The organism is Leuconostoc sp. XM4, assembly GCF_055698815.1.
Genome location: NZ_CP134507.1, coordinates 1578647 through 1591947 on the forward strand (window position 1 = coordinate 1578647; position 13301 = coordinate 1591947).

13 protein-coding genes are annotated in these 13301 nt (G+C 37.8%); 2 read left to right on the forward strand and 11 right to left on the reverse strand.

What is annotated here, in order from left to right; translation table 11 throughout:
- Positions 1-50: 50 nt before the first annotated feature.
- The 4 genes from RHP64_RS07910 to gatC all read right to left on the reverse strand — a co-directional run bounded on the left by RHP64_RS07910 (position 51) and on the right by gatC (position 4350).
- Positions 51-1037: a diacylglycerol kinase family lipid kinase gene (locus tag RHP64_RS07910; protein WP_061515025.1), complete on the reverse strand. Its 987-nt coding sequence runs from the start codon at positions 1035-1037 to the stop codon at positions 51-53.
- Between the two features lie 81 nt (positions 1038-1118).
- A complete protein-coding gene (gene gatB, locus RHP64_RS07915; protein WP_061515026.1) occupies positions 1119-2558 on the reverse strand; it encodes an Asp-tRNA(Asn)/Glu-tRNA(Gln) amidotransferase subunit GatB in 1440 nt (479 codons plus the stop codon).
- A 15-nt stretch (positions 2559-2573) separates the two neighbouring features.
- The gene (gene gatA / locus RHP64_RS07920; RefSeq protein ID WP_011680239.1) at positions 2574-4040 is read right to left on the reverse strand and encodes an Asp-tRNA(Asn)/Glu-tRNA(Gln) amidotransferase subunit GatA; all 1467 of its coding nucleotides are present in this window, start codon (positions 4038-4040) and stop codon (positions 2574-2576) included.
- Position 4041: 1 nt separating this feature from the next.
- Entirely contained in the window at positions 4042-4350 is a 309-nt protein-coding gene (gene gatC, locus RHP64_RS07925; protein ID WP_025268372.1) for an Asp-tRNA(Asn)/Glu-tRNA(Gln) amidotransferase subunit GatC, read from the reverse strand.
- 220 nt (positions 4351-4570) lie between these two features.
- Here gatC and rpsO point away from each other — a divergent pair, with 220 nt between their 5' ends.
- Together rpsO and rpsT are read left to right on the forward strand one after the other, a co-directional pair.
- Positions 4571-4840, forward strand: a complete 270-nt coding sequence (gene rpsO / locus RHP64_RS07930; protein WP_011680241.1) for a 30S ribosomal protein S15 — start codon at positions 4571-4573, stop codon at positions 4838-4840.
- Positions 4841-4889: 49 nt separating this feature from the next.
- Positions 4890-5141: a 30S ribosomal protein S20 gene (gene rpsT / locus RHP64_RS07935; protein ID WP_002815336.1), complete on the forward strand. Its 252-nt coding sequence runs from the start codon at positions 4890-4892 to the stop codon at positions 5139-5141.
- Between the two features lie 55 nt (positions 5142-5196).
- Here the strand turns inward: rpsT and RHP64_RS07940 are convergent, their stop codons facing one another.
- The 7 genes from RHP64_RS07940 to RHP64_RS07970 all read right to left on the reverse strand — a co-directional run bounded on the left by RHP64_RS07940 (position 5197) and on the right by RHP64_RS07970 (position 13301).
- Positions 5197-6561 carry a DEAD/DEAH box helicase gene (locus RHP64_RS07940; RefSeq protein WP_025268373.1) on the reverse strand — a complete coding sequence of 455 codons (1365 nt, stop codon included), beginning with the start codon at positions 6559-6561 and terminating at the stop codon, positions 5197-5199.
- Positions 6561-7541 (reverse strand): DHH family phosphoesterase, encoded by a 981-nt coding sequence (locus RHP64_RS07945; protein WP_025268374.1) that lies wholly within the window; start codon positions 7539-7541, stop codon positions 6561-6563. The genes RHP64_RS07940 and RHP64_RS07945 overlap by 1 nt, the downstream gene beginning before the upstream one ends.
- Before the next feature lie 39 nt (positions 7542-7580).
- Complete coding sequence (gene dinB, locus RHP64_RS07950; RefSeq protein WP_025268375.1) at positions 7581-8666, reverse strand: DNA polymerase IV; 1086 nt, start codon at positions 8664-8666, stop codon at positions 7581-7583.
- 47 nt (positions 8667-8713) lie between these two features.
- Positions 8714-9715, reverse strand: a complete 1002-nt coding sequence (gene holA, locus RHP64_RS07955; protein ID WP_011680245.1) for a DNA polymerase III subunit delta — start codon at positions 9713-9715, stop codon at positions 8714-8716.
- Between the two features lie 337 nt (positions 9716-10052).
- Positions 10053-10847: a hypothetical protein gene (locus tag RHP64_RS07960; RefSeq protein ID WP_462785012.1), complete on the reverse strand. Its 795-nt coding sequence runs from the start codon at positions 10845-10847 to the stop codon at positions 10053-10055.
- A complete protein-coding gene (locus RHP64_RS07965) occupies positions 10847-12199 on the reverse strand; it encodes an AAA family ATPase (RefSeq protein WP_462785013.1) in 1353 nt (450 codons plus the stop codon). Before RHP64_RS07965 ends, RHP64_RS07960 begins: the two co-directional genes overlap by 1 nt.
- Positions 12200-12419: 220 nt before the next feature.
- A complete protein-coding gene (locus RHP64_RS07970) occupies positions 12420-13301 on the reverse strand; it encodes a peptidoglycan amidohydrolase family protein (protein WP_462785014.1) in 882 nt (293 codons plus the stop codon).

Consider the following 13301-nt stretch of genomic DNA (forward strand, 5'->3'; position numbering starts at 1 on the left):
CACGCACTTTAAAATGAGAATAAGGCACCATAATTAGCGCCTTACTGATGTTACTTTGTATCTAGTTTTTCGGCTTCTTCAACAAATTTACGTTTAGCAACACTTACAGAATTTTCTGACATGCCTGAACGATTGGCTACAAATTCAATATGTTGTTGTAAATCAGTAAATTTCATTGGCGCATCACCACCATATTCGCCATCTAAATTCACTTTCATTTGGTCATTATCTAGTGGCAAGATCTCTACTTTGTTGGTTTTCTTGTAGATTAACTTAGGATTATCAATATGCTTACCGCCATTAATCATCTGCGCCACCATCTGTAGCATCTGTGCCAAGTTAGCTTCTTTAATGATTAAGAGCGTAAAACGACCATCGTCTAACTTTGCATCTGGGACGATGGACTCAAAGCCACCGACAGAATTAGTCAGTGCCAAAAAGATCATCGAAGTTTTTCCTGAATACTCACCATCATCAAATATAACCTTGGCATTAACTGCTTTAACTCGAGTAATCAGCTCTGCTCCCTTAACCAAATAGGCCAAATAGCCATATAATGATTTCATCAACGAAGGCACCGCATACGTCACCTCGCTAATAGTTCCTAGAGCGGCAATATTCATAAAATACTTAATTCCGTTATCTTTTTCAATTTTGCCTATGTCCATTTTAATGGTTTCATTTTGCAAAATTACTTTTGCTGCTTCTAATGGCTCATCGCGAGGTAATTTTAGTGCACGTGCATAATCATTGGTTGTACCCGCCGGTATGACTGCCATCATCGGGCGCTTTGTTAAGGGAGATAATCCATTAACAACCTCGTTAATTGTTCCATCCCCACCTGCTGCGACAATAAGATCAAAACCAGCCTCAGCAGCACGCCTTGCTTCTTTCGCCGCACTCAGTGGTTCTGGTGTAGTGGCAAAAGCCGAAGTTTCATACCCAGCTTTTTCATAAACTGCGAGGATATCAAGCATCTCGCGTTTAATAGCCTCTCGACCCGAAGTTGGATTATAGATAATTCTTGCTCGTTTCATGCCGGCAAACACTTTTCCTTTCAGCTTACAATATGTACGCGAGAAAAATCTCGCTTATTGACTAGTTTACATTTTCAACGTTTATCGTTTTTTTAACTCTGACAACAACAACTTATTCAAAACACTTGGATTTGCTTGTCCTTTGGACATTTTCATAAGTTGCCCAATAAGATAGCCAGTAGCACGATCTTTACCGCCCTTGAAGTCTTCAATAGATTGCGGATTATTGTCCAATACTTCAGTAATCCAGCCTAACAACAAATCTGGATCACTTAATTGAACCAGACCATGCTTCTTAGCAAAGGCTTCTGGCTCTTCACCAATCATAATCGCTTCAAAGACTTGCTTGGCTTGCTTTGTAGAGATTGTTCCGTCTTCAATCAACTTAATCATGCCTGCTAAATGCTCAGGAGTCAAACGCGTGTCTTGCAGCTCAACTTGATTCTTATTCATATAAGCATTCACATCACCAATTAGATAGTTAGCAGCGCGTTTTGGATCAGCTCCTGAAGATACAGTCGCATCATAAAAATCAGACATAGCAAGCGTCTGTGTCAAAACTTCTGCATCATAAGGTTCAATTCCCAAGTCATTTACATAGGCTTCTTGACGTTCACTCGATGATTTTGGTAAGTCTGCAGCAACTTCATCAATCCATTTTTGGTCAATGACCACCGGAGATAAATCAGGTTCTGGGAAGTAACGATAATCGTCTGCTCCCTCTTTTACACGCATTAAGATTGTCGATTTAGTTGGTTCATCATAGCGTCGAGTTTCTTGTTGAATTACACCACCAGAACGCAAAACCTCTGCCTGTCGCTTTTCTTCAAAAATCAATGCGTTACGAACGTAGTTGAATGAGTTAATATTCTTCATTTCAACTTTTGTTCCATACTGATCTGATCCAAATGGTCTGAGTGATACATTGACATCTGCACGCATTTGACCTTCTTGCATCTTAGCTTCAGAAACACCTGTAAATAAAATAACTTGGCGCAACTGCTCTAAGTAAGCATAGGCCTCATCTGGTGAAGCAAGATCAGGTTCTGAAACAATTTCAATCAATGGTGTCCCTTGACGGTTTAAATCAACATAAGAATAACCATCAGATCCGTGTGTATTTTTACCCGCATCTTCTTCAACGTGCATTTCTGCAATGCGGACACGCTTTACCGTTCCATCGGCCAATGTCACATCTAAGTAACCGTTAGTACCAATTGGTGTTTGTGATTGCGTTGTTTGATAAGCCTTGGGGTTATCAGGGTAAAAATAGTTTTTACGGTCCCAACGAATCAATGGCGAAATTTGTGCGTGTAATGCCAGCGCAACACGCATACCATATTCCAATGCGCCTTTGTTTGCTACCGGTAAAACACCAGGATAACCAAAGTCAATTACGTTTGTATTAGTATTTGGCTTGTCACCATAGTGAACCGGTGAAGGTGACAACAGCTTTGAGTTTGTTTGCATTTCAACGTGGACTTCAAGTCCAATCGTTGTTTCAAAATTTCCAGTTCCCATGTGTGCCCCTCCTCTTTAATATTCTTTCGCAACGTCAGGATGTTGTTCAAACAAACGGCTGGCTTGTTCGTAAGCATATCCTGTTTGATAAACAGTCTGTTCGTCAAATGGCTTACCAATAATTTGCAAGCCCACAGGCAATCCATCAACAAATCCAGCGTTGACTGACAAACCAGGTAGACCAGCTAAGTTTACTGGGATAGTCAAAACATCTGCCAGGTACATTGCTGTAGGGTCATCAACCTCTTCACCAAGACCATATGCAGCTGTTGGCGCAGTAGGTCCAACAATTACATCATAGTTTTCAAAAACCTTATTAAAGTCCTCAATCAACAATGTACGAATTTTAGCGGCCTTCTTAAAGAAAGCATCATACGCACCAGCTGACAATGAGAACGTTCCTAACATGATACGACGCTTGACTTCGTCACCAAAACCTTCTGAACGTGTTTTGACATATAAATCTTCCAAGTTTTTAACGTCATCGGCACGGAAACCATATCTCACACCATCATAACGTTGTAAGTTAGATGATGCTTCTGATGACATGATAATATAGTATGCAGCTACACCGTATTTAGTGTGTGGAAGACTTACTTCGTCAACAGTTGCTCCCAATGCTTCTAATTGTGCAATAGCAGCCTTGACTTGCTTGGCAACTTTTGGATCAATACCTTCACCAAAGTATTCTTTTGGCACAGCGATCTTTAAGCCCTTAACATCACCGCTTAACTTTGCAGTGAAATCAGGCACTTCACGCTGCGATGAAGTTGAGTCTTTCTCGTCGAAACCAGCAATAGCATTTAGTACTGTTGCGTTATCCTTCACAGTTCTTGTGAAAGGCCCGATTTGATCAAGTGAAGAAGCCATGGCAAACAAGCCCCAACGTGAAACACGACCATACGTAGGCTTTAAACCAACAATTCCATTAAAGGCAGCTGGCTGGCGAATTGAACCACCGGTATCAGACCCTAATGCAAATGGCACTTGTCCAGCGGCAACTGCTGCAGCTGATCCACCTGATGATCCACCTGGCACCTTACTATGATCCCACGCATTTGATGTTTGTTTATAGTATGAGGTTTCTGTTGAACCACCCATGGCAAATTCATCCATGTTAGTCTTTCCAACAGAAACCGCCCCTAGGTTTTGCAATTTTTCCACCACTGTCGCATTATAGATTGGCTTAAAACCTTCCAAAATATGCGAAGCACCCGTTGTTTGAATGCCCTTGGTTGCCATATTATCTTTCAATCCCAAAGGGAGACCCGTCAAGACATTCGAAAAATCAGATTTTTCATCAATTTTTTGAGCTTGTGCTATAGCTTCGTCTGGGTTTGTGCTAATAAATGCATTTAATTTATCATCAGTTTTAGAAATGTTATCAAGCGATGCACGTGTCAAATCTACCGCACTTACTTCTTTGTTTACCAACTGATTGTGCAAAGAAGTTAAATCATGCTCAAAATAATTAATTGTCATGTTATTCCCCCTCACCATTCAAAATTGCAGGAACCTTAATTAAATCTGCAGCTTCAAGTGGTGCATTATTAAGAAGTTCTTGTTTTTGATTCCAGTTATTTGCGACATCTTCACGCAAATGATTAACATTTTCCGTTACTGAGTATGTTGGGATAACATCATCAGTATTTACCTCGCTCAACGTATCAAAAATATTCAAGATATCACCCAATTGTGTTGTAAATTGGTCAAGATCAGCATCGTTAAAAGCTAATTTGGCTAACCCTGCAACATGGGCAACTTCGTCACGTGTGATTGTTGTTTCGGCCATAAATATCCGCGGGTGCATACATTTCTGTAGGCACACTTCCTTTCAGTGTTTATATACTAGTCCATTTTATCACATATTTGTCAATCTCTCGCCTTGCATTTCAATGGTATTCCTGTATAATTAAGAATGTTGTACAAACAACACGACCAGTAACTTTGTTGAGCGGCTCACCATCGCTTTACGCAGTCTCTGGCGACATTTTAGAAAGGTGGATATAAATATGGCACTTACACAAGAACGTAAGAACGAAATCATCAAGGCATACGCCCGCCACGAAGGCGATACAGGTTCAGCTGAAGTACAAATCGCAGTTTTAACTGCTGATATTAACGAGTTGAACACACACATGGCAGCTCACAAGCATGATTTCCACTCACAACGTGGATTAATGAAGAAGATTGGTAGCCGTCGTAACTTATTACGTTACCTCCGCAATACTGATATTCAACGTTATCGTGAATTGATCCAACGCTTAGGTTTGCGTCGTTAATCTTAGGATTACTTGAAAACCTCGTATCAAATTTAAGGAGAAAAGACATATGCCTGTTATTGAATCAGCAATTCAACGTGTTCGTCTTACTAAGAAGCAACACGACCGTAACGAACCACAACTCAGCGCTTACCGTACAGCTGTAAAAAAGTTTGAAAAAGCTGCAGCTGCTGGTACAGACAACTTAGCAGAATTATACAAGGCTGCTTCTTCAGCTATTGATCACGCCTACTCAAAAGGTTTGATCAAGAAGAACAAAGCTTCACGTGAAAAGTCACGTTTAGCTAAGTACGTTAAGTAATTAACCTACTTCCTTGAATACTAAAAGGACTTGGAAAAATTTCCAAGTCCTTTTTTTAATGTTCTCCACGTTGTTTGTTTGCTTTGCGTGTTGCTCTCATTTCTTGTCGTTGAGATATCCGACGATCCATTTGATTTTTACGCTGAATTGCATTTTTAATGCGTCTTTTGTAACCTGGCTTGACATTTTTCTTTTTCTTTGTAACCATACCAACCATAGTTGAATCCAATTTTTTGGTTGTGGCTACTCGCTGAACACGAGCCCTTCGATCCTTAACGTCAATAATTTCATTGCCCTTAATTTGCTTAGCCTTAAAAGTGATACCCAAGGCTTCTAATTCAGCAACTTCATTTTCTTCATCTGGACCATACAACGTAATGGCTAATCCAGGCAAACCATTACGGCCCGTCCGACCCACACGGTGAACAAAGAATTCTAATTCGGCAGGTATATCATCATTAATGACATGCGAAACACCTTCAATATCAATACCACGTGCAGCAAGGTCTGTTGCCACGACATATTGGTATTCTAAGTTTTGGATCGCTTTCATCACACGTCGACGTTCACGTGGTTCAATATCGCCATGTATTTCGGCCACTTTCAAACCATGTCCACGCAAAAAACTCGAAATTTCCTTCGCACGCTCTTTGGTATTAGCGAAAACCAATGCTAAGTATGGATTACCAATAGTTAATACTTGATAAATAATGTCATTCTTATCTTTTGACTTAGTAGCTAATAACCAATTGTCAATTGTATCGGCAATGACCGTTGACACTGGTATAGCTTCAAAATGTGGGTTATCTAAATATTTTTTCAAGAATGGCTTCAACTTTTCTGGCATTGTCGCACTGAACACCAATGTCTGAAGACCCTCAGGCATTGCACCTGCAATATAATCGACTTCATTTAAAAATCCCATATCTAACGTCATATCAGCTTCATCTACAACAAGCGTATGAACTGCATGTAACTTCAATGATCCAGACTCTACTAAATCTTTAATCCGACCCGGTGTCCCAATGACAATTTGTGGTTGGTGATTTTCCAATTGTTTAATTTGTCGTTGCTTGTCTGTTCCACCGACAAACTCAGAAATGGAAATATCAGTGTTTAGCTGATTAGAAAATTCTTTCATCGCCTTGGTAATTTGCGCTGCCAATTCACGTGACGGTGTCGTAATTACTGCCTGTACGTATTCGTTATCCTGCTCTAATTGATTCAAGATTGGAATCAAAAATGTGTGCGTCTTTCCTGAACCAGTTTGCGATTGTCCGACCACATCTCGTCCTTGTAAAACATCAGGAATTAATTTTGCTTGCACAGCAGTTGGTTCATAAAAACCAATAGCACTTAATGCGTCAATAACTTCCTTTTTTAAATTAAATTGTCCAAATTGGTTTGCTTTTTCAGCCATCAATCTTCCTTTTCTGCGTCTTGCTTCTCGCTAAGAGCACTATCAACTATATTGATTAAGCGATCTATATCACCTTGATCTTGCGCCCAAGCTCCTGAAGCCATTGGATGACCGCCACCCTCAAATTGGTTTGCAATCTTATTAATTGCAATTGTTCGTGAGCGCAGTCTGACACGATAGTTTCCTTCGTCTTGTTCTTCAAAAATAGCCCATGATTTCACACAATCTATCTTTGATGGTAATGGTACAACAAAAGCTGTCCCGGCATCTTTCAAGTCAAATTGCTTTAACAATTCTTTAGTTAAAATAACATAAGCAAATCCCGATGGCAGTATGCTTAAGTTTTGCAAAACATAGCCTGACAATTTGGCTGCGTTTTCCGAAATGGTTGCCATCGCATGATGAATTTCTTGATAATCAAAATCATACTTAAACAGTTCTGACACCACACGGAACGTTTCTGAATCGATACTATACATAAATCGACCCGTGTCTCCAATAATACCAATATATAATAGGCGCGCTGCTTTTTTGGTCATCACCAATCCTTGACCCTTAAGTTTTTCATAAAACTCAAAAATCATTGTGCTTGTAGCGGAGTGACCATCTTTAACCCATTGCCAATCCCCGTATGATTCATCATTTGGATGATGATCTATTTTAATAACTTCTAAACCATCTGGCCAGCGTTGGTCATCTACACGCGGTGCATTGGCTGTATCAGTTACAATAACAAGAGCCTTATTGTAAGCAGCATCGGGTATAACATCCATGAAATTGTCATCTTCATTCATCCATGCTAATCCTTGAACTTCTTTGCCCACAGCATATATCTTTTTTTCTGGAAAACTTGCTTTTAATATTTCTTTCAAACCCAACTGTGAACCAAAAGCGTCTGGGTCAGGTCGTTGATGCCGATGAATAATTATTGTATCGTAACGCTTGATCTGTTCTAATATTTGTTCTTCGATTACTGACATGTTTATACTTTCTAATTATTATTTTCTATTATTGTAACATTAAAACAGCGTTATTTCCTCAAATCCGCTAGACTGTAGGTTACTAAGTGATATTCCCAATAAACGAATAGAAAAAGCCGCATTCATATTCTCATCAAATATTGTCTGCGCTACAGATACTATACTTCCAGCTTCTAATTTGAAAGGCACACTTTGAGTTACAGAACGTGTGATAGTATTAAAGTCGCTGTCACGAATTTTTATATTTAGCGTACGTCCTACTAATTTCTTATTTTTCATGATTTCAACAATTTCCACAGCCAATTTTTTGAATTCTAGATTAACTTCATCTCTTGTTTGTACAAATTGATCAAAGGTTTCTTCTTTCCCTACGGATTGTCTTTGACGATGCCATTGAACTTCGCCAAAATGAACACCTCTAGCCTGCCAAAACAAATGTTCACCCATTTTTCCAAATTGAGCTCGTAACGTTTCTTGAGGTATCATGCGCAATTGTGCGCCATTCTCAACACCCAGCACTGCAAATTTTTCTTGTGTTTTTTTCCCAACTCCTCGAAAAGAGGAAATTGGTAATCTTGCCAAGAAATCTAATGCATTATCTTTTGTTATTACAGTAACGCCATTTGGCTTATTGAATTCTGATGCTAACTTCGCCAACAATTTATTGTACGAAACACCAATTGAACTGGTTAACTGCGTTTCTTTTAGAATTTGGTGACGAATTTTTGCCGCTAATGTCGCTCCCGTGAGTACGCTATCTGTTAAATCTAAGTATGCCTCATCAAATGCAATAGGTTCAATTTTATCAGTATACTGATGAAAAATATGATGAATTTGCTGAGATATCATCTTATATTTCTGAAAATCAGGTCGCATGAAAAATGCATCTGGCGCTAATCTTTTGGCCTCGGCAGCGCTCATTGCTGAATGCACTCCTAATTTTCTGGCGGCATAATTAGCAGTCGCAACAACACCACGTCCGTTTGACTCAATAGGATCACGCGAAATGATCAATGGCAGATTACGCAACTCAGGATGATCACGCATTTCAATTTGGGCATAAAAGGCATCTAGATCAACGTGAATAATTCTTCTATTGTCTGCTGCGATAAGAAATTCTGGCATACTATAATTTTATCACAGGAACAAGTGTTCTTATTCAATAAAAAATATTACTGAAAATTTTTTAAAATAAACCGCTCAAATAAAAGTTCTGGATCTTGAGATGTGGATTTCAATTGTGTTTCGATATCAATCATACCTAGGTACCCTGTTCGTACAAACTGTGGTGGATAAGACCTTAATGCTTCTTTGGCTAATTTTACTCGATAAGGATGAACCTTGAGTTGCGCCCCAATGTCTTGGTCATTCCCAGACAACCCTGCAACCTGCAAAAGTAATCTAAATTGATTAGTTAAAACAGCATTTAATCGCAACGGGGCTTCGCCATTCTGTAAAAGATCATGATAAAGGGTTAGTGCTTCTTGAGGTCGTCGTTTAATAACTGCGTCTACCAAATCAAACGCATTAGCTGTCAGTGTCTTGGGAACTAATGCCGATACTACGTCTAGTGTTATTTTTTTTGTCTGTTCCGCATAGGTTATTAGTTTAGGCAATTCGTTTTTCATATCTGTGTACTGGGCATTAGTACGCTGCATTAATTCATGAAGTGCTTCTGGTTCTATGGCATACGAGCGCTGATCTAGTTGTTGAACGATAGCCTGTTGCGCCTGGCGCTCGTTAAGAGCTGGTAAAGAAATATTTTCAGCCGTTTTCAGAAGGACTTTTGCTAATTTTTTACGCTTGTCTAATTTTAAGTCATTGGCAAAAAAAACAACAATATTTTGTAATACTGGCTGATCAAATAATTTTAATAATAATTCTTGATCACGATCCCCAACTTTTCCTGTAGCAGTCAAAAATTGTGGATTTTTGACCACAACAACACGACGATCACCGAAAAAAGGCACGGACATAGCATCATTAATTACTACATCCAATGTCTGTTCGGTTAAATCAATCTGGGAATAATTCATGTCACGATCTTCTTGATCAACTAATCCCTTAAACATTGATTTTGCGTGGCTTAGCAATGTTTCTTCTTCTCCTGTCACGATATAAAAGTTTGCCATGGCATTATTTTCAATTTGCTGTTGTAGTTGTTTTAGGTTCATGGGGTATTTTTACCTTAAAATGTCCGTTTAATCCTGAATATTCATAACACATCATACCTGTAGTTGATATGACAGCATTTACGGGGGTTGTTCCCAAATTTTCCCCAACTTTATATTTTACTAATCAAGTATAACATTGATAGCAAGGTGTGCATAAACGAAAAAACGGCTAGTAACTAATCTAGTCGTTTTTAATGTTCAACACAAAAATAAAACCTGTCAGAATTAGTTTTAAATCGACAATCATTCGTGAAGGATTATCTTAGGGAATAAATGTCTGCCAGGGTTGTTTTTAGTTTTATTATATTTGTTTGGATGTGTGTGAACCGAAAAAATTTTAGCTTTTTTCTTCATCAATTTTTTCTGAATTTTGAATTTGCGAAGCATAATTTTCAATCACATTTATAATGTCCAAAAGCAAAAAATATATTCCACTTACTGATAACCAAGGATTTTCTTGAATAGATATGTTCAACTCTGTATTAGTCGCACAGTTGTTTATTTTTGATTTAAAAAACTGCAACGCAGCATCACTACCCAGTTCATCCATTGCTTTTTCCAAATCATTTTTGACATCAAGCGCGTATTTTTTCTTTTGATAGGCACTTGAACGGACTATGTTGTCAGCAATCACATGTTCTAAAGCAACATTATTAAGATATATTTTATAGGAAAACTTGTATCGGTCAATTGTTACTGTTTGTTTTTCTCCAAACATATTTATTAACCTTTTTCTTTTCCGAGCCCATCCTTGACTCAACTGGTTATTTCTTTTGACAGTATCAAAGAAAATTTTCTTTTGAATTGAATCAAAAGAAAAGTGATTTTTTTCTTCTGGATCAATTTCATGGTCTTCATCAAAAATCCAACACCCATCAACATCGGATATTTTATAAACCTGCATTATCTGTCTTAAATCAATATCAGATTTTTTTATACCGTTATGAATAATGTCTTTGGCATTAGATGTGTTACCTCTAGCATCAGTTAAAATACTATCTGACTGTAACGCTATCTTTATGGGAGAAGTGATAATATTAAACTCTTTATTGATTTGTTTGATAATTGAATCAAGTAGTATGATTTCATCCCTACCCTCTACCAATAGCAGTACATATTTTTCTGAATCCATCATTTACCTCCATTCTTTTTTTGAAAGAATTTTGAGACTGATGTTTCATTTCCTGCCGAATCCTCAGGAATATTAGCAGTAATTAGGTCTTCAATTATTTTTGCTTTGTTTGTTGATTCGTAGTACTTACTTTCGTTAACAGCCGTTTCAGCTAGATACCTCTTTCGCAAAGAATTTGTTGGTTTTAAGCTTTCAAAACGAGTATAGCGATTACTATTGTCAACTGTTGTGAAAATTATATTTCTTGGTGATAGGGTTTCTAAAATTCTTAAATTATGAGATGTAAAAATTAATTGGCCATCTGCGTCGTTATCAAGAATGTCAACAATCTCACCCAAAAGATATTCGTAAATCCCTGCGTCAAATTCATCAATTAATACAATAGCATTTTCATTGTTATATACTTCTATAAGAAATGATAAAACAGAAATTATTTTCCTGATACCTACAGATTCCATTCGGTATGGAACCCGTTTCCCAGAACGCAGAGTAAATAACTCAACAACATACTCTTTTTCGTCACCGTTATCAGATATTCTTTCTGTATTACGATAGTCTAACTCGACACCAGGTATAATATCTGGCAAAACTTTATTAACCTTGTAAGCTGCTTTTTTGAATTTATCAAATTGACTTTGTGTTAAGGGATCCTGGGTTCCAACAGAAACAACTCCTGATGTTGGAATATCCATGATATCATGATTTACAAAAGTCATCGGCAAAAATATACTTGATAAGTTAGCAATAACGTCACTTACAACATGTACATTCAATATGATAGAAACAAATGTTAAAATACCATTTAACGCATCTTTGAGTGGCTCTGTCGTTTTTTCACCTTTATCTAACCATGTTAAGAACTGTTTACTAACCATAAAACTGTGGCAATCACCATAAGTCACATCTGCCATAACTCGTAAACTATTAGGCAGGTTTTTTGTTCTCACTTTCAATATGCTGTTTTTCGCATCATAGATATAATAACTTTTGAATGAATTATGTGGTCGTTTATTTTTTATCTTTAATTCTTCACTTATAATATTAGGTTGATCACCAACATTCCTTAAACAAACCGAATATTTAATGAATTGTTGCTTTTCTTCATCATCGAAAACTACCTCAATGTGATTATCTTCTGTGTTCGATAGCAACGCTCCATCGATAGGCACAGTTCTGTACTTAACTAGGTCTCTAATTAATGCAACGGCATCAATCAAGGCGGTTTTTCCCGATCCGTTTTGTCCATATATTCCAGTTACATTTACTGGTATACCTAGTTGATCTACGAATGATACAACACCATTTTGAACGTTTTTAATATTATTAATTCTAATATTTATCAGTTTAGCCATACTTTCTTCCTTTTCTTTCTAAAGTATTATATCATAAGCGAAAAAAAAATCAAAAAAATGCCATATTAGTATTTAAAATACTAATTTATATATAATTTTACATATTTATGTTTATTTTTTGTTTATAATCTTTTGTCTCATGACTTACCGAAATAATCAGCGAAAACATCATTAATTGACGTGATAGATATAGTAGTAGTAGCTGTTCCATTTAATTTAGTTAATTATTTTTCACTTCTGTTAATGTGGCAGCACTAGCCCAAATACGGCCGTAACGCGTATCAATGCCAATCCCGTTTGTATCTGGATCAACTTCAGCGACACGAATGCGGTTAGGATTATGCAACTGCATGTATTTTCCAACCGCTGTTGATTGGTCCTTTTGAAGGTTACCGTTCTTGTCAACAATTTCAAATGACTTCAATCCCCAACCGTTGTTAGTCCAATCCCAATCGGAACCACCTGCTAATTCTTCACTAATGACTTGTTCAACACCATTTACATATTCGTAATGGTCAATACGGTAAGCTTTCTTTGTTGAGAAATATTCCCCCACGTTTAGAATTTGATCTACCGCGCCAGATACAGGAACTTTTGGTGCGTTGCTGTTGATTGATTGCGCGGCTTGACTATTGCTGTTGTAACGCCATACTTCTACATATTGCAATCCGTTTGCTACTTCAATATCGTAGTACTCGTTCCAATCATGCTCACTAACAGCTGTTTTAGCTTGTCCGCCCGTCCAGTAATCACAGGAAATAAAATTAGTGGCACCATCCATTACACCAATGTGACCGCCAGCACCACCAGAGGTAGACATATCTTTGCCCCATGACATCAAAACAACATCACCGAACTTAGCTTCCCAATCTTGATTAACTGCGATACGTTCAAATCCATTGACGGCTAGGTAAGCGCCAATAGTCACTGTGCTGTATAAATAGTTGTACGCTTTTCCGCCAGCACTATAAATCGCCTGTGTAACGGAACCAGAGCAATCAGCTGTCCCGTCTGCTCCGTTGCGTGAACCCAACATTGAATAAGTTAATTTTCCACGCTTGTCGTAGAACCAACCGACCATTTTATAAATATCTACGCCCAT